We start from the raw sequence: 17,668 nt of genomic DNA on the forward strand, positions 1-17,668 counted from the left end.
GGACAAATCTGTTTATAATGGGGAAAAAGGGAGAGAACGCTATGTCTGAATCAATGGTCAAAACGCAATACGGCACAGTGAAAGGCATTTCAAAAAACGGTGTCCAAATATGGAAAGGCATCCCCTACGCAAAGCCGCCCGTCGGACAATTGCGCTTTAAAGCACCTGAGCCGCCGGCAGCCTGGGAAGGCGTACTGGACGCAACTGCGTACGGCCCGGTTTGCCCGCAGCCGCCTGATTTACTGTCATATTCATACCCTGAACTGCCCCGCCAGTCTGAGGATTGCCTGTATGTAAATGTATTTGCACCTGACACTCCGGGCAAAAATCGTCCTGTCATGGTGTGGATTCACGGCGGCGCATTTTATCTCGGCGCAGGCAGTGAGCCTTTATACGACGGCTCAAACCTGGCGGCTCAGGGGGATGTCATTGTCATCACACTGAACTATCGGCTGGGGCCATTCGGCTTTTTACATTTGTCTTCCATTGATGAAGCGTATTCCGACAACCTTGGACTGCTTGACCAAACCGCGGCTCTGAAATGGGTCAGGGACAATATCTCTGCGTTTGGCGGCGATCCGGGAAATGTAACGGTGTTTGGAGAATCAGCAGGCGGTATGAGCATTGCCGCACTGCTTGCCATGCCTGCTGCAAAAGGCCTGTTCCAGAAAGCAATCCTGGAAAGCGGATCTTCCCGAACCATGACGGAAGAAAAAGCGGCCAGCACCGCGCATGCTTTTTTACGAATCCTTGGAATTGACCGCCACCAATTGGACAGGCTGCATACTGTGTCTGCGGAAGATTTGCTTAAAGCCGCCGATCAGCTGCGAAAAACCGAAAATGAAAATATCTTTCAGCTGTTCTTCCAGCCTGCACTTGATCCGAAAACACTGCCTGCTGAGCCTGAGAAAGCCATTGCTCAAGGGGCTGCTGACGGCATTCCGCTGTTAGTCGGAACAAATCGTGATGAAGGGTATTTATTTTTCACACCGGATTCAGAAGTTCACTCTCAGGAAACGATAGATGAAGCGCTTGAGTATCTATTGGGTCAGCCGCTGGCAAAGAAAGCGGCCGATCTGTATCCGCGCTCTCTCGAAAGCCAAATTCATATCATGACCGATTTGCTGTTTTGGCGCCCGGCCGTCGCCTGCGCCTCCGCCCAGTCCCGTTACGCACCTGTCTGGATGTACCGATTCGGCTGGCATCCGGACAAGCCGCCATACAATAAAGCGTTTCACGCACTGGAACTGCCGTTTGTGTTCGGCAATCTAAACGGACTGAAACGAATGGTACAAGCAGACATTACGGATGAGGTCAAACAGCTCTCACACACGATACAATCAGCATGGCTTGCCTTCGCAAAAACAGGAAATCCAAGCTGCGAGGATGTACAATGGCCGGCTTATACTGAAAACAAACGAGAAACCCTGATTTTGAATTGCGAACTTTCTATTGAGCATGATCCTGATGGTGAGAAGCGGAAAAAACTATTACACTCATAAGGAGAATCACATGGGGAAATCGGGCTGCATGGGTGCCGTCATCGTTGTGGCAGCATGTATCTTCATTTTATCAGCAGTCGTTTTTTTGCGAGACACAGCTTATTACCAGCCCATTCGCTGGATTGGAATCATACTGTTTTTCGCAGGAATTGTGATGGTGCCCACATACTCAGCAAAAAAAACCCGGTAAAGAGAAGTCATTCTCTTTACCGGGTTTTTGTTTTTTACAATTTTCCTGCGCGAATATCGTCTGTCATTCCTTCATAAGGCGCTTTAGAAATGACTTCCTCATTATCGGCTCCCTCATTTTTCAGAAATGTAATTTCCGCAAATTCAGGCACTACGTATTTTGGATAGGTTTCATATTTTTCGCGTGATTCTTTCATCAGGTCAATGTGGTCATTTTGGTAGCAGACCGTAATTTCAGGATGTTCATGCACCCATTTCGGGAAGAAAATAATGCCGTGCATGCGTTTTTCATTCGGCATAAAGTTTAACGAAACATCTGTGCCTGTCGGCTCTGTCCAAGACACTTTATATACGCCCTCTGTCAGTTTGACAATGTTCACTTCCTGATCCCGAACCCAGCGTCCGGCAACCATTCCGCTATGAATTCTATAATCAATTGTATGGTCATTTTTAATATAAATCTCGTATTCCCAACCGTTTTCATAAGTATAAATCATGTGGCTTCCGATAAAGTTTTCCATATTTCACACTCTCCTTAGTCTTTTACTCTACTTCATAAATGTCTAATCGAACGTAATCAGGGGTTCTTTCTGCGGAACCGATAAACAAGCGGTCATACAGCCATCGATAGGTTTCACTGCCTGTCTCAAAAGTCGGCACCGTGCGGAAATAAACATGCTCGGTGTCAATCATTTCACCGGGTGCTGCTTGGGTTCGGAACGGCTCGCTGACTTGCCGTATTCCATTGTTTTCAATGTAAATCAGTTCATGATCTGCTGTTTCTATGACATATCTGGCAGATAAATCTGTTCTGCCGTCAGCGCGAATGATTTGCGAATCAGCTCCGCCCGGCAAAATACGTCCTTCACTTCCCCGGTTATTGTTCCCGATCGAATCGGAATCCAACGTCTCAGCCCTAAACCTGTCTCACCAATGGTGATCGGAGGATCAACCTTCATGTCTAGAGAGACGAATTTCTTTAAAACTGGATTCTTCATAAGCACCACCTGACCTCCAGAAGAGATCATGTAACTATTTACATGTTTACTTTAACAACATTGCATGAGGCTGTCAAACGATAAGAACACAAAAAAACAAGAGCCGATTACATACAGCCCTTGTTGAATGGTTCGTTTTGATAAGCAAGATACGTGCTGACCGTGCTTTTTGCGAGACAATCAGAGGAATCTATAATCGGGATATCACCGTGAAAATGATCTAACACCGTGTTCAAATCTGTGCAAGCCGAAATGATGAGATCCGCTCTTTTACTGATTTCCAAATATAGCTCCCGCCATATGTCCTGAGTCTTGTGAACATGATTCGGCTGTTTGATCGCGGCGATGAGCTGATTGACTTCCCGCTGCCAATGTTTCTCATGAATAAACTCATGTCCGCCCGCCTTCAACCCTTTTTGATAAATACAGGATTGTATGTTTGAGTCTGTTCCTAAAACAGCCACTTTTTGTGCTGAATCCGGAAGCTCCTTCATCGTTTCCTCAATGATATGTAACAAAGGAATCGACAATGCCTGCTGGATGTCTTCAAAATAGGCATGCGCGGTATTACAAGGAAGAGAAATAAAGTCCGCACCGGTCTTCTCCAGCTTGACGGCTCCATCAATAATCGCTTTTTTCATTTCATCATGATCGATTGGACGATCGACATAAAAGGGTGTCGGACAGGAATAAATCATCATCTGCGGGTAGTCGATATCATGTGAAGCGCCATAGAGCTTCTGACAGTAATCAATGACCTTATCTAAAAACGGAGAGGTCGATTTTGGCCCCATTCCAGCTAATATGCCAATCATCAAATTCATTCCTTTCTATCCGTCCGGACCGCTTCTTCCTCTGTTTCGTCCTGATAAATGATAAAGCTCTTCGCAGCACCATCCCCTAACATAAATTCAACTTCAACAGGCAATGATTGCAGAAAGAAACGCGTTTCCGAGGAAGGAAATAATTCAAACCTCATCTGTCCGGTAATTTGCAGATAAAGCCGCTCGTTCTCGGCTGTCACCGTCGCAGCTGTCCCATCATGAATGGAGTAGCTGCCAACATAGCGGCTGTAAATCGCTGTATCAATGTCTTTTTTCTTTTTATCAGCAGGACGTTCCGGGATTTCATAAGGCTGGTCAAATAAAATATTCTCCGCCGCCTTCAGTATCGCTTGCTCATAATCAGCATCCTGTTCCATATTGCTCAAATAGATCAGCGTTTTACGATGGTCTATATATCGGATCATCATCGTCGAATAGCCGGGCCAGCCTCCGCTATGGCTGACAATTCGTCCTTTTTCAGGGCTGTTTTGCAGCACCCAGCCAAATCCGTAGTCAACCGTTTCCCCATTGTTCAGTTGTACAGGCGAAAACGCGGCTTCCTTAGAAGCCTTGCTGATCAATTTGTCCTGATATAAAGCCTGATCAAACCGAAATAAATCGCTTGTGACAGAATTCACTGTACCGTCTCCCTGTATTCCATCCAGATACACAACATAGCTGGTTTCCTCCAGATCATCAGGAAGAACGTACTGTCCGGAATGCACATCATACACATAACCATACGCATAGCCATCAATCTGCTCAGGACGCAGCCTTCTGTTATATACTCTCGTGTTCGCCATGCCGACCGGGGTGAAAATATGTTGTTTCAAAAAATCCGCATAGCCCATGCCGGATGCCTTCTCAATCAAAACTGCCAGCAGCACATACCCCGTATTGCTGTACAGCCAGCCTTCATTCGGAGCAAAATAGCAAGGCGGCTGCTCATTCATTAGCATATCCACAACATCCTGATTCACTGCAATCTCGCTTTTATTCCAATTGGCGACAAACCACTCCGTATAATCGGGAAGCCCGGATGTATGGTTCAATAAGTGCCGAATCGTAACACCCTCATAAGGAAATCCGGGAATCCAGCGCTCCACCGTATCCTCATAACCAAGAATCCCTTTCTCCTTCAATAGAACAACTGCCATCGCTGTAAAAGGCTTTGATAGTGATGCCAGCTCAAACAAAGAGTTTTCTTGCAAAAGCCGTTTTTCCGGCAAATCCGCATAACCGAAAGCGTGATGATATAAAATGTCGCCATCCTCTGCGGCTAAAACCGCCCCGTTGAATTGTTTTCTTTCACCTAATGTTTCAAATAAAGTCTTAAGTTCCTTCCTTTTCTTCTGCTTCATTGCTCCACCTCCCCTTTTTCGTACGATACTGAGCTGTAAATGTTTCAATTATTTTGAAAATATAAAAAAAGCTGATCAATCCTCTAGCAGGAAAAATCAACTTTAGATTTACATTGAATCAAAATCTCTTTTTTACGCAGTCGGAGAAGGAACTCTGGCGGCTGCAAAACGGGTTCTCGGAGTCGCTTGAATGAATCCGGCGGCAGTACTTCTCATTGCAACTGTCACCGTATCTCCGGCGTTTAACTGAAGAATTTCCGTAATGGCTACGACTGCCGGAAGATTTCCTGCTTGAAATTGGCTATTTCCGCCTACCACATCTTGATTCACGAGAAATACGACTTCTAAGTTGAAGTCAACAATCGCATTCGTTTGAAACTCAACTGATGCATTTAAAGAATATACGCCTGCTGTTCTCGGTGAAAATGTAGATGTGTTGGGGTTATATTCATTCGCCAAATCAAATTGTACATTTTGAAATCGGACTCCGCTAGCTGCATTTGCAGCCACTGACAGATTCGCATTGCTGGTGGCTCTGAAAGCAGAAATAGGCTGGTTCGTATCTGATGTAATTGGTGCGAAGAGCTGGTTTTGTTGAGTGGATGGGGTATTTGCATTTCTGCCTTGCATGACACTTGGTGATAAAAGAGGTTCCGGTCGATCGTTTCTCTTAATCCATTTCGTTGGCCGTGGCGGCATTGACTTATTCCTCCTTATACGTTTTCTTTCGCTTCTATCATTTGTTTGCTTTCGCAATACATTATTATATTGATCGTTACAGGCTTTGAAACGGTATCTGCCCGACTAAACTCAAAAACAAAAATGAAAGCTGCTAGTTCCAAAACGGATTACTGCTTCTACTACAAGAACTATAAAAAAGATATAAGATCAATCCACATTTTTAATTGCGATTACGAGAATTACCAATGGCAATATCGTTTGGTATCCCCTGTTATCTGCGGGTACAGCCAGCATCATCACCGCGATGAGAGCCACAAAAAAGCCGGGAGACCATCCTCCCGGCTTTTCCAGCTTATTTACCTGTTTCCGCAAAGCGCTTGAGCCGCTCGCCGATTTCGTCACGAACTCGCTGAAAGAACGCCCATTTTTCCGCTTCCGATCCTTCCGCTTTTGCAGGGTCATCAAAGCCCCAGTGCTCGCGCTTGACGTGAGGCGGCGTCATCGGACATTTATCAGCTGCGTCCCCGCAAAGCGTCACGACAAGATCAGCACTGTTTAATATAGCCGGATCGATGATATCTGATGTTTGGCCGGAGATGTCGATCCCCGCTTCCTTCATCGCTTTTACAGCATTCGGATTGAGCCCGTGCGCTTCGATTCCCGCGCTGTATACATTCCATTCATCTTCTAGATAATGTTTCGCCCAGCCTTCAGCCATTTGGCTGCGGCAGGAGTTGCCCGTGCATAAAAAGCAGATGGTTTTTGTAGACATGTTTGTTCATCTCCCAGATGTTTTAGTGAATGATCAATAACCAGATATACAGGCCGAAAAGCGTCATCAGCAGGGTCGGAACAGTCAGAATCACCCCTGTTTTCACGTATGTCCCCCAAGAGATTTTCACTCCTTTTTGCGCGAGAACATGAAGCCATAACAGCGTCGCCAGCGACCCAATCGGCGTGATTTTCGGCCCCAGATCAGAACCGATGACATTTGCATAAATTAAGGCTTCTTTCATCATTCCATGTGTATCCGTACCGGCTATCGCAATAGCATCAATCATGACGGTCGGCATGTTATTCATTACCGATGATAAAATAGCCGCGATAAAGCCCATTCCCATGGTTCCCGCCAACAGCCCCTGGTCTGCGGCTGCCTGTATAAGGCTGGACAGAAGGTCTGTTAAGCCGGCGTTTCTTAACCCGTACACGACGACATACATCCCAATGGAAAAAAACACAATCGCCCACGGTGCTCCTTTGACCACCTGCTTCGTATGAACGGCCGGGCTGTTCTTCGCCATAAGAAGAAAGAAAACAGCTACCGCACCGGCGATAAAGGATACGGGGATGGACCATATTTCGCTTACAAAATAACCGATTAATAACATGGCCAGCACAAGCCATGACATACGAAACATGTTTATATCTTTAATGGCGTCAGCCGGTTTCTTCACCTGACTGAGATCATAATGTTTCGGAATCCCTTTTCTGAAAAACAAGTATAAGACGAGTATACTTGCCGCAAGCGAAAAGAGATTCGGGACAATCATCCGTGCCGCATATTCAATGAACCCAACGTGAAAGAAATCGGCCGACACGATATTCACCAAATTGCTGACCACAAGCGGAAGCGATGTTGTATCAGCGATAAACCCGCTCGCGATAATAAATGGGAACACCAGCTTTTCTTCAAAACGCAAAGCCCGCATCATCGCAAGCACAATCGGCGTTAAAATAAGCGCCGCACCGTCATTGGCAAAAAACGCCGCCACGACGGCGCCTAAAACGGAAATATAAATAAACATACGAAGGCCGCTGCCTTTGGCCGCCTTCGCCATATGCAAAGCAGCCCATTCGAAAAAGCCAATGTGGTCTAAAATGAGCGAGATGAGAATGATCGCCACAAACGCCAGAGTCGCATTCCATACAATGCCGGTAACGTCCGCCACATCCTTTACGCTCACAACCCCCGCAAGCAAAGCCAAAACCGCTCCCCCGCAGGCTGACCAGCCAATAGACAGATTTTTCGGCTGCCAAATAACAAAAATAAGTGTAAGGATAAAGATACTTGCTGCTAAAACTGCTGAACTCAAACGAGAACCTCCTACTTACAAGAAACTTGAGTTTCTTTTTTCTGAATAGACTGCAACACGTCATCATCTGAGCTGATGTGACTGAGAATCGATTGAATCAATCCATATTCAGGACAAGCCGAATTAATTGAATAAAACCGCCATTGTCCCTTTTTCTCTTCTTTCACAAATCCGGCCTGTTTCAGCTTCCGTAAATGCTGGCTGATAGCTGGCTGGCTCATGTCAAACATATCGACAAACTGGCAGACACAGTATGTTTTTTCCTCCAGCAGCTTCATGATCAAAAGCCTGGTTTGATCATGAAGAAGCTTCAGGCAGTGACTGATTTCAGCAGATGTCAAGGCATGCTTCATCAAGCATCAGCTCCCTTCCGCGTTCATTGTATAATTCACCAATTATATAAGTCAACACTTATATGCTAGAAGAAAAAGGACCACCGTTTAAAATCTTTTTTATTATCATTCCTTCCCTTATGAAGCTAAAATGGCTTTATTTATACTGTCACATATTTGTGAATGATTTATGAATTTACATTTCTTTATCACTTTTGTGTTGTTCGGATAGGCCTGATAAAAAGGAACTTTATGCCCATGCGAAAGCTTTTTATAACCTGTAGAAGATGCAAAGAAATAATCAGTCGGATTAGTCCATAAGACCTGTACTCTTAAATTCTTTTTCTTCATTTTCTATCAAACAAAAGAGGAAAATAGACCCGTTGAAATAAGAATCAGTGTCTAATAGAATAATGTCGAAAAGTAAATTACGCAGGTTTGTTACTGATAAAGCAGGCAAGACCTAAAATGTGTTAAGGGCAAAGTGTATTCTTTGACGTCACCCCTTTACATATTTTAGGTCTTTTTTTATTGCACGTAACCGACTTGCCATTATCAACAGGAGGGCTGGAAGAAAGCAGACCGCTAACACAGTACATAAAAAAGGAGACATGAACGATGAACATCAAAAAGTTTGCCAAACAAGCAACAGTATTAACCTTTACAACCGCACTGCTGGCAGGAGGCGCGACTCAAGCGTTTGCGAAAGAAGCAGATCACAAACCGTATAAAGAAACGTACGGCATTTCCCATATTACCCGCCACGACATGCTGCAAATCCCTGAACAGCAAAAGAATGAAAAATATCAGGTGCCTGAATTTGACCAATCGAAGATTAAAAACATCTCTTCCGCAAAAGGTTTGGACGTGTGGGACAGCTGGCCATTACAAAACGCTGACGGCACAGTCGCAAACTATCATGGCTATCATGTTGTCTTTGCATTAGCAGGAGACCCTAAAAACGCGGATGACACATCGATTTACATGTTCTATCAAAAAGTTGGCGAGACTTCCATTGACAGCTGGAAGAACGCAGGCCGTGTCTTTAAAGATAGTGACAAGTTTGATGCAAATGATCCCATCTTAAAAGATCAGACACAAGAATGGTCAGGATCAGCTACATTTACATCTGACGGCAAAATCCGTTTATTCTACACTGACTTTTCCGGTAAACATTACGGCAAACAAACACTGACAACTGCACAGGTTAACGTGTCAACTTCAGACAGTTCTCTTACGATTAACGGTGTAGAAGATCACAAGTCCATTTTTGACGGCGACGGAAAAACATATCAAAATGTTCAGCAATTCATTGATGAGGGCAACTATAGTTCAGGCGATAACCATACGCTGAGAGACCCTCACTATGTGGAAGATCATGGCCGCAAATACCTGGTATTTGAAGCGAACACAGGAACTGAAGACGGCTACCAAGGCGAAGAATCTTTATTTAACAAAGCTTATTATGGCAAAAGCTCATCATTCTTCCGTCAAGAAAGTCAAAAACTTCTGCAAAGCGATAAAAAACGCACTGCAGAATTAGCTAACGGCGCACTTGGCATGATTGAGCTTAACGATGACTACACACTGAAGAAAGTCATGAAGCCGCTGATCACATCTAACACAGTAACTGACGAAATCGAACGTGCGAATGTCTTCAAAATGAACGGCAAATGGTATCTGTTCACTGACTCTAGAGGATCAAAAATGACAATCGACGGCATTACGTCTAACGATATTTACATGCTGGGTTATGTCTCTAACTCCTTAACAGGCCCGTACAAGCCGCTGAACAAAACCGGCCTTGTACTGAAAATGGATCTAGATCCTAACGATGTGACCTTTACTTACTCACACTTTGCCGTACCGCAAGCTAAAGGGAACAATGTCGTGATTACAAGCTACATGACAAACAGAGGCTTCTATGCAGACAAACAAGCAACGTTTGCGCCAAGCTTCTTACTGAACATCAAAGGCAAAAAGACATCTGTTGTGAAAAACAGCATCCTTGAACAAGGACAACTAACAGTTAACAAATAAAACGCAAAAGAAAATGCCGATACCCTATTGGCATTTTCTTTTATTTCTTTATTAAAATCTAAAGCGGAGAATCCGAAATGAAATATAAAAAAACATGCAAATGGTCAGCCGTATTCCTCATCTTTACAGGAATACTTTTGTTTATTGACTTATGGTCAAACGAGGAGCCGGCCAAAAAATCAAAATCTGTCCAAAAGCCGGACTACCGGGCGGCATATCATTTTACGACGCCGGATAAATGGAAAAATGACCCTCAAAAACCGATCTATTTTGATGGCAAGTATCATTATTTCTATCTATATAACCGGGATTACCCAAAAGGCAACGGTACAGAATGGCGCCATGCCGTATCAGACGATTTGGTGCACTGGACAGATGAAGGCGTGGCGATTCCGAAATATACAAACCCGGACGGTGATATTTGGACTGGTTCCGTCGTGGTGGATAAAGAGAACACAGCCGGCTTCGGGAAAAATGCGCTTGTCGCGATTGTGACACAGCCCTCAGCCAAAGACAAAAAGCAGGAACAATATTTGTGGTACAGCACAGACAAAGGAAAATCTTTCAAATTCTACACTGGCAACCCCGTTATGCCTAATCCGGGCACAGACGATTTTAGAGATCCGAAAGTGATATGGGATGACCAGGATAACAAATGGGTCATGGTCATGGCTGAAGGATCAAAAATCGGCTTTTATGAATCCGATAATCTTAAGGACTGGCATTACACAAGCGGATTCTTCCCAGAGCAGGCGGGAATGGTCGAATGTCCTGACCTCTACATGATGCGGGCAAGCGACGGAACGAATAAATGGGTTCTCGGTGCGAGCGCGAACGGTAAACCGTGGGGCAAACCAAATACGTACGCCTACTGGACCGGAAGCTTCGACGGAAAAGAATTTACAGCGGATCAGACTGAAGCTCAATGGCTTGACTATGGCTTCGACTGGTACGGCGGTGTGACGTTCGAAGACAGCAAAAGCACAGATCCATTAGAAAAGCGGTATGCGCTTGCCTGGATGAACAATTGGGATTATGCCAACAACACCCCGACAATGAAGAACGGCTTTAACGGCACAGATTCTGTCATACGCGAACTCCGACTGCAGGAGCAGGACGGAACATACAGCCTCGTCTCACAGCCGATTGAAGCTTTGGAGCAGCTGACTGTTTCAACTGACGAAATAGAGGATCAGGATGTGAACGGATCAAAAACTCTGTCGATAACAGGTGATACGTACCAGCTTGATACGGATCTTTCTTGGTCAGAGCTGAAGAATGCTGGCGTCAGGCTCAGAGAATCAGAAGACCAAAAACGCCATATTGATGTCGGCATTTTCGCTGAAGGCGGCTATGCATATGTCAATAGAGCAGCCACAAATCAGCCTGACAAAAGCAATACCTATGTCGAAAGCAAAGCTCCTTATGATGTAAGCAAACGTAAGGTGCATTTGAAAATACTTGTCGATAAAACAACGGTAGAGGTATTTGTTGACGACGGGAAAACCGTTTTTTCAAATGAAGTCTTCCCAAAGCCTGAAGATAAAGGTATTACCCTTTTTTCTGATGGCGGCACAGCCTCCTTCAAAAATATAACAGTGAAACACTTTGATTCGATTCATGAATAAAAACAGGTGCAGCGCGGGCTGCGCCTGTTTTTTATTTCAGAACGGTATTCTCTGTTTCATATTGGGCATTGTAAGAAATATAAGGCTTGTTTCTAAGGAGGAAGCGGATGTCTAAACAAGGAAATTTTCAAAAATCGATGTCGCTGTTTGATCTGATTCTGATCGGGATGGGAGCTATCTTTGGATCAGCATGGCTGTTCGCTGTCAGTAATGTCGCTTCAAAAGCAGGACCCTCCGGCGCTTTTTCCTGGATTATCGGAGGAGCCATTATTCTGTTAATCGGACTGGTGTACGCAGAACTCGGAGCCGCTCTACCCCGCACTGGAGGCATCATCAGGTATCCGGTTTATTCACACGGCCATTTGGTCGGCTATTTAATTTCATTTGTCACAATTGTCGCTTACACAAGCCTGATTTCGATTGAAGTCACAGCCGTCCGGCAATATGTGGCCTATTGGTTTCCGGGCCTGACCAAAGAGGGCTCTGACTCACCGACCATTGCAGGCTGGATTTTGCAGTTTGCCTTGCTCTGCTTGTTTTTCCTGCTGAATTACTGGAGCGTTAAAACCTTTGCAAAAGCCAATTTCATTATTTCTATTTTTAAATATATCGTACCGGTCACGATCATTATTGTGCTGTTTTTTCATTTTCAGCCGGGAAACTTGTCGGTTGAAGGGTTTGCGCCTTTTGGTTTTACAGGCATACAGGCCGCCATTTCGACCGGGGGTGTCATGTTTGCATATCTCGGGCTGCACCCTATTGTGTCTGTTGCCGGTGAGGTACAAAATCCGAAACGCAATATCCCCATCGCTTTAATTATCTGTATTATCGTTTCAACCATTATTTACACGATTTTGCAAATCACCTTTATCGGTGCGATTCCGACAGAAACGCTGAAAAACGGCTGGCCGGCAATCGGCCGTGAATTTTCATTGCCGTTTAAAGACATTGCGGTCATGCTTGGTTTAGGATGGCTTGCAACGCTTGTCATTTTAGACGCCATTCTGTCTCCGGGAGGAAACGGGAATATTTTTATGAATACGACATCTCGCCTCGTTTACGCTTGGGCGCGGAATGGCACATTATTTGGCATATTTTCAAAGGTCAATAAAGAAACGGGAACACCCCGTGCTTCACTCTGGCTTTCATTTGCCATGTCGATTTTCTGGACGCTCCCATTTCCTTCGTGGAACGCGCTCGTCAATGTCTGTTCTGTCGCTCTCATCCTTTCTTATGCGATTGCACCAATTTGTTCAGCCGCACTGAGAGTAAATGCGAAGGACTTAAACAGGCCGTTTTATTTGAAAGGAATGAGCATCATCGGGCCGCTTTCATTTATTTTCACAGCGTTTATTGTGTACTGGTCAGGATGGACAACTGTTTCCTGGCTTCTCGGCTCACAGCTCGTCATGTTTTTGATCTATCTCTGCTTCAGCAAATACGCGCCTAAAGAAGACGTCAGCCTGGCCCAGCAGCTAAAATCAGCCTGGTGGCTCGTCGGATTTTATGTCATGATGCTGATTTTTTCCTATATCGGCTCTTTCGGGCATGGCTTAGGCATTATCAGCAATCCCGTCGATCTCATATTGGTTGCCATCGGCTCGCTTGCGATTTACTATTGGGCAAAGTATACCGGGCTCCCGAAAGCCGCGATTGATGATGATAAATAAAGAAGCAGGAGTTTCTCTTGCTTCTTTTTTCGCTTTACAAACGCCGTCACTCGAGATAAAATGAATGATAGTCAGTCATTACAGGAGGTGTTCCTCATGCCAAAACAAACATCAGGAAAATATGAAAAGATTCTGCAGGCGGCGATTGAAGTCATTTCTGAAAAGGGACTCGATAAAGCCTCCATCTCAGAGATCGTAAAAAAAGCCGGCACTGCCCAAGGAACGTTTTATTTATATTTTTCATCCAAAAATGCTCTGATTCCGGCCATTGCGGAAAACCTTCTTACTCATACGCTAGAGCAAATCAAAGGAAGACTGAATGGCGAGGAAGATTTTTGGACCGTCTTACAAACCTTAATTGATGAGACGTTTCATATCACAGAGCGCCATAAAGATATTATTGTCCTCTGCTATTCGGGGCTTGCCATCGACCATTCCATGGAAAAATGGGAGACCATTTATCAGCCTTATTATTCCTGGCTTGAGAACATCATCAACAAGGCGATCGACAGCCAAGATGTGATCGAAGGCATCAATGCAAAGTGGACGGCAAGAACCATCATCAATTTGGTTGAGAACACAGCAGAACGGTTTTATATCGGGTTTGAACAAGATGAAAACCTTGAAGTATCTAAAAAAGAAATTTTCACATTCTTAAAACGGAGCTTAGGTAAAGCTTAAAAAATGACTGGGTGACACCGCTCATTTTTTAACGCCTAAAAATGACTGACGTTCATTCATAAAAAGAGGTGTTAATGTTGTATTGGGTACTTGTTTTGATAGCAGGGCTTCTAGAAGTGGTTTGGGCCTCCTCCCTCAAACATGCGGATTCGCTTTTTGATTGGATTATGATTTTTCTATTAATAGCGATAAGCTTTATACTGTTAATCCGCTCTTATCGAAAAATTCCTATGGCCGCGGCGTATACCGTATTTGTCGGAATTGGAACGGTCGGAACCTACACGACCGGGATCTTCTTAGGCGAATCCTTCTCAGCAGCGCAAATCTTCTTTTTGATGCTGCTGCTAGCCGGTATTTTAGGAATGAAGCTTTTCACAAAAGAAAATAAAACTCAGCCGAGAGGTGAAAAATAATGGCGTGGTTTTTATTATTCATTGCGGGTATAGAAGAAATTATAGCTGCCATCGCCATGAAATATATAGACGGCACAAAGAAAAAATGGCCGATTATTGTGATGACTGCCGGATTTGCTTTATCTTTTTACTGTCTTTCACAGGCCATGCAAGTCCTGCCTTCCGGTGTTGCTTATGCCGTCTGGACCGGTATAGGCAGCATAGGCGTAACAGCAGTCAGCCTGATTTGGTTTAAGGAACGGTTTCAGCTTTCTCAGCTGATTTCTCTTTGCCTGATACTTGCCGGCGTCATCGGCCTGCGTCTTACGTCTTAATCATAAAAGGCATATACAGAAAGCTGTATATGCCTTTTATCTTTTACTCATCTTCCTGGTGTTTATGAAGATGAAGCGGCGGCGGGATGAGCCAGCCTTTGTTTTTCAGCAGCCTTAAGTATTTTGCCCCTGTTGCCGCCTTGGTCATATGAAATTGCCCAAACATCATGGCGATGTCTTCGCGAATCGACTGCCCCATAATTTTGCTGCATGTCACAAGACCGGCTGCATTTTGCGCCGCTGCAGATGCGGCCACATCCGGATCGAGAAACCGCGCGCCCGGCGGAATGTCGTTAAGATCTGCATCCGGCGGTTCAGGAGAAGCGGGCGGAAGCCCCACGCCATTTTCTTTCAGGATATTGCTGACCTGTTTGATTTCATCTTGGCATTTCTCGATGGACTCACGAAGCAGCTTCTTTAAATCGCCATCACCAACATGATGCAATAACATCTGGTAATTGCCGATCATTTTATTTCCCGCCATCACATAACTCCACAAACTGAATACCTCACCGTAATGCATCGGTTCTTCCTGCGGGTTTCCGCTTAAAATACCCATGTTCTTCCTCCTTGCAAATTCATATCGTACATCTCATAACGTGCCCAAGAGGAGGAATATTTATGTTTCAGCGGGAAATTTTTATAAAACAAAAAAGACAAAAGCGGCAAAATGCCAAACCCTCGTCTTTCCTGTTGTTCTATTGGACGCGCTCGGAGGGATTCGCCCCCCCCGGCAGACGTGGTGCCGGAAACCATTCAAATGCTTTTGTAGTATGAGTTATTGATTCCATCTATTTTTTAATTAAAGTTATAAACTCAGAGGGTTTTATTTTCGAAACGAATTAATTTTTAACGAGCTGGCGGGATGCTTTGTGGAAAACAAAATAAATTTTCGGGATCATATTTCGCTTTTATTTTACGAAGCCTTGCAAAGTTTGCGCCATAATATTCTTTTCCGAAATTTTCAATGTTTTGATCTGGAACATTAACATATGAACCTGCTACATATGGTTGCATCAGCTGACGTACTCTTTCAACTGAGGCAAGGTTTGAAGCTTCTTGTGATTTATTTTGCCAACTAGCCGTCCATTCCGTATAAAACAGTGGATGACGCCAAAAAAAGGCTGTTTCGTCTTTAGGTACTCTTCTTATCGCACCCCCCCAATTTATAAAAAAGAAATTGGAGTCTGCTCCAGGGGCCTCTTCCAAGAATTTTCTCATGATTGAAATGGGTTCGTCAGACCAAAGATCATGTCCCCAGGCTGAGGAGAATTTAACACTCTGATCATTTCTGCCAGGGATGGGTTCGTCAGGGTCTAAGAAATCTATAGCATCTGGATAGGATAATGTTTTGATATCTGCTCGTGTTGGAGTTCCAGCATTTAATAAAGGATTTAATAATTTAATCAATTCATTTTTTGGACCGAGGAAAATTCCTTCTGCATGACACAAACCATTTATTTTGCTGTAAATTTCAAGGTAGCATCCTAATCGTTCATCTACAAACGGTGCCCATTTCTGCCAGGCTTTAAAAACCGTCTCCAATTGTTCCCATGGCCAAATAATATTGAAGACAGTTGCTGTTTTAGGGGCACGATGAACTTTGAAAGTATATTGGGTATTATATCCAAAATTTCCTCCGCCGCCACCTCTAGAAGCCCATAGTAAATCCTCATTGCAAGATTGATCTGCGTGAATAATCCTGCCTTTTGCATCTACCGTTTTCAGTGCGAGAAGGTTATCACTTATAAGGCCAATCGATCGTGAGACTACTCCAAATCCACCGCCCATCGTAATTCCTCCGATTCCAACTGTTGGGCTGTCTCCAAACGGAGCCATAAAACCATCTCGAGCTAATCCTTTTACAAGCGGGCCAACATGAATGCCAGTTTGAACGGTTGCAATCGCGTTTTCTTCATCTAAGAAAACTTTATTCATGTCACTCACATCAATAACAATTCCTCCACTTACTACTGAAAGGTTCTTATCTAGAGCATGGCGACCACTTCTGACACGTAAGGGCACATTATTCTCACGAGCCCATTTAATAGCATTACTTACATCGTATGAATCTTGTGCAAAAACAAAGACAAGAGGATAGACATCAACATAAGGGTTCCAATTCTTAACTGCCTGTGTATAGCCGGGGTCCCCTTTGAAGATTACACGCCCTGTTAACTGTGTTGATCCCATATATTTCACTCCCAATAAAATTTGATTCCGATATCAGCATATGTAGGATCTGGATAAATTCTTAGACAAATGATCTATTCACTTAAAAACATACAAAAAAGACAAGGATAGCAAGTTGCTAAAACTCTTGTCTTCCCTCACTTTATGTTTGCCTGTTAAGCCTTTTTCGGCGGTGAGTTCTGCTGAGAATCCAGTTGATCATTTTTTAATAAAGCTTTTGAGCAATCTTCCTGTCAGATCCTCAGCAAGAATCGTATTTTCTTATTATAGCCATGTACGGATTTTTGCCAGTGTAAATATTTGTTTGGAAAGAGCGATTCAATATGTATGTTTACATTTTGAATCGCTTCTATTAAATGATTAAATTAATATTTATTTTTTCTCTTCTTGCATATACATTTGCAAACCAGTTCTCTATCTTGATGTTCTTTATACTTCGCTCTTGCTGCTAATCTTTCCGCTTCTTCTGCTCTTGCTCTTGCTGCGTCTCGTCTTAATGCTTCTGCTTCCTCGTCAACAAGATCATGGTCAAGGTCACAGTCTTCGTTGTAGTGTTTTTTCTTATGAACATACCATTGATCTTCGTCATAATAGTAATTAGACATAACGATCACTCCTTTTCATATTTTTGAATCTCTACATATTATGTATATAAAAAACTGTAGCTTGGACTAGTATTTTGATTAACCAACACATTTTAGGACAATTTTCCAACAAAAAAGTTCAGTAAATATAAATTCACTGAACTT

At 43.8% G+C, this 17,668-nt stretch carries 18 protein-coding genes and 2 pseudogenes; 8 read left to right on the top strand and 12 right to left on the bottom strand.

The window, feature by feature from the left end; translation table 11 throughout:
- Positions 1–41 precede the first annotated feature (41 nt).
- Entirely contained in the window at positions 42–1,502 is a 1,461-nt protein-coding gene (locus WA325_RS12565) for a carboxylesterase/lipase family protein (RefSeq protein ID WP_336183724.1), read from the top strand.
- Positions 1,503–1,512: 10 nt separating this feature from the next.
- Positions 1,513–1,699 (top strand): annotated as a pseudogene (locus tag WA325_RS12570) (hypothetical protein); the annotation flags it as partial.
- Positions 1,700–1,726: 27 nt separating this feature from the next.
- Here the strand turns inward: WA325_RS12570 and padC are convergent.
- The 9 genes and pseudogenes from padC to WA325_RS12615 form a co-directional block, all read right to left on the bottom strand.
- The gene (gene padC, locus WA325_RS12575; RefSeq protein WP_003235304.1) at positions 1,727–2,212 is read right to left on the bottom strand and encodes a phenolic acid decarboxylase; all 486 of its coding nucleotides are present in this window, start codon (positions 2,210–2,212) and stop codon (positions 1,727–1,729) included.
- A 22-nt stretch (positions 2,213–2,234) separates the two neighbouring features.
- A pseudogene (locus WA325_RS12580) lies at positions 2,235–2,689 on the bottom strand (DUF3237 domain-containing protein).
- Between the two features lie 107 nt (positions 2,690–2,796).
- Entirely contained in the window at positions 2,797–3,504 is a 708-nt protein-coding gene (locus WA325_RS12585) for an aspartate/glutamate racemase family protein (RefSeq protein WP_336183725.1), read from the bottom strand.
- A 5-nt stretch (positions 3,505–3,509) separates the two neighbouring features.
- The gene (locus WA325_RS12590; RefSeq protein WP_336183727.1) at positions 3,510–4,874 is read right to left on the bottom strand and encodes a serine hydrolase; all 1,365 of its coding nucleotides are present in this window, start codon (positions 4,872–4,874) and stop codon (positions 3,510–3,512) included.
- A 132-nt stretch (positions 4,875–5,006) separates the two neighbouring features.
- The gene (locus WA325_RS12595; RefSeq protein ID WP_227598852.1) at positions 5,007–5,573 is read right to left on the bottom strand and encodes a complement C1q domain-containing protein; all 567 of its coding nucleotides are present in this window, start codon (positions 5,571–5,573) and stop codon (positions 5,007–5,009) included.
- 189 nt (positions 5,574–5,762) lie between these two features.
- A complete protein-coding gene (locus tag WA325_RS12600; protein WP_202852948.1) occupies positions 5,763–5,927 on the bottom strand; it encodes a hypothetical protein in 165 nt (54 codons plus the stop codon).
- Entirely contained in the window at positions 5,908–6,327 is a 420-nt protein-coding gene (gene arsC, locus WA325_RS12605) for an arsenate reductase (thioredoxin) (RefSeq protein WP_336183728.1), read from the bottom strand. Before arsC ends, WA325_RS12600 begins: the two co-directional genes overlap by 20 nt.
- A 22-nt stretch (positions 6,328–6,349) precedes the next feature.
- Entirely contained in the window at positions 6,350–7,648 is a 1,299-nt protein-coding gene (locus tag WA325_RS12610; RefSeq protein WP_105953969.1) for an arsenic transporter, read from the bottom strand.
- Between the two features lie 11 nt (positions 7,649–7,659).
- Positions 7,660–8,001, bottom strand: a complete 342-nt coding sequence (locus tag WA325_RS12615; protein WP_336183729.1) for an ArsR/SmtB family transcription factor — start codon at positions 7,999–8,001, stop codon at positions 7,660–7,662.
- 597 nt (positions 8,002–8,598) lie between these two features.
- Here WA325_RS12615 and sacB point away from each other — a divergent pair.
- From sacB to WA325_RS12645, 6 genes are all read left to right on the top strand, one after another.
- Positions 8,599–10,020, top strand: a complete 1,422-nt coding sequence (gene sacB, locus WA325_RS12620; protein WP_024122947.1) for a levansucrase — start codon at positions 8,599–8,601, stop codon at positions 10,018–10,020.
- A gap of 77 nt (positions 10,021–10,097) precedes the next feature.
- Positions 10,098–11,648, top strand: coding sequence for a 2,6-beta-fructan 6-levanbiohydrolase (gene levB, locus WA325_RS12625; RefSeq protein WP_105953972.1), 1,551 nt, complete (start codon positions 10,098–10,100; stop codon positions 11,646–11,648).
- A 107-nt stretch (positions 11,649–11,755) separates the two neighbouring features.
- Entirely contained in the window at positions 11,756–13,318 is a 1,563-nt protein-coding gene (aspP, locus tag WA325_RS12630) for an aspartate/proton symporter AspP (RefSeq protein WP_202852946.1), read from the top strand.
- Positions 13,319–13,414: 96 nt separating this feature from the next.
- Positions 13,415–13,999 (top strand): TetR family transcriptional regulator, encoded by a 585-nt coding sequence (locus WA325_RS12635; RefSeq protein WP_024122950.1) that lies wholly within the window; start codon positions 13,415–13,417, stop codon positions 13,997–13,999.
- Between the two features lie 77 nt (positions 14,000–14,076).
- The gene (locus WA325_RS12640) at positions 14,077–14,412 is read left to right on the top strand and encodes a DMT family transporter (protein WP_227598912.1); all 336 of its coding nucleotides are present in this window, start codon (positions 14,077–14,079) and stop codon (positions 14,410–14,412) included.
- Positions 14,412–14,726, top strand: a complete 315-nt coding sequence (locus tag WA325_RS12645) for a DMT family transporter (protein WP_024122952.1) — start codon at positions 14,412–14,414, stop codon at positions 14,724–14,726. Before WA325_RS12640 ends, WA325_RS12645 begins: the two co-directional genes overlap by 1 nt.
- A gap of 43 nt (positions 14,727–14,769) precedes the next feature.
- On the opposite strand, the gene WA325_RS12650 is transcribed toward WA325_RS12645, so the two are convergent.
- From WA325_RS12650 to WA325_RS12660, 3 genes are all read right to left on the bottom strand, one after another.
- The gene (locus tag WA325_RS12650) at positions 14,770–15,285 is read right to left on the bottom strand and encodes a DUF3231 family protein (protein ID WP_105990929.1); all 516 of its coding nucleotides are present in this window, start codon (positions 15,283–15,285) and stop codon (positions 14,770–14,772) included.
- A gap of 290 nt (positions 15,286–15,575) precedes the next feature.
- Complete coding sequence (locus WA325_RS12655) at positions 15,576–16,919, bottom strand: FAD-binding oxidoreductase (RefSeq protein ID WP_227598859.1); 1,344 nt, start codon at positions 16,917–16,919, stop codon at positions 15,576–15,578.
- Positions 16,920–17,284: 365 nt separating this feature from the next.
- Positions 17,285–17,524: a hypothetical protein gene (locus WA325_RS12660; RefSeq protein WP_105953974.1), complete on the bottom strand. Its 240-nt coding sequence runs from the start codon at positions 17,522–17,524 to the stop codon at positions 17,285–17,287.
- Positions 17,525–17,668: the final 144 nt, after the last annotated feature.

It is taken from the genome of Bacillus sp. 205(2023) (assembly GCF_037027485.1).
GTDB lineage: Bacteria > Bacillota > Bacilli > Bacillales > Bacillaceae > Bacillus > Bacillus halotolerans.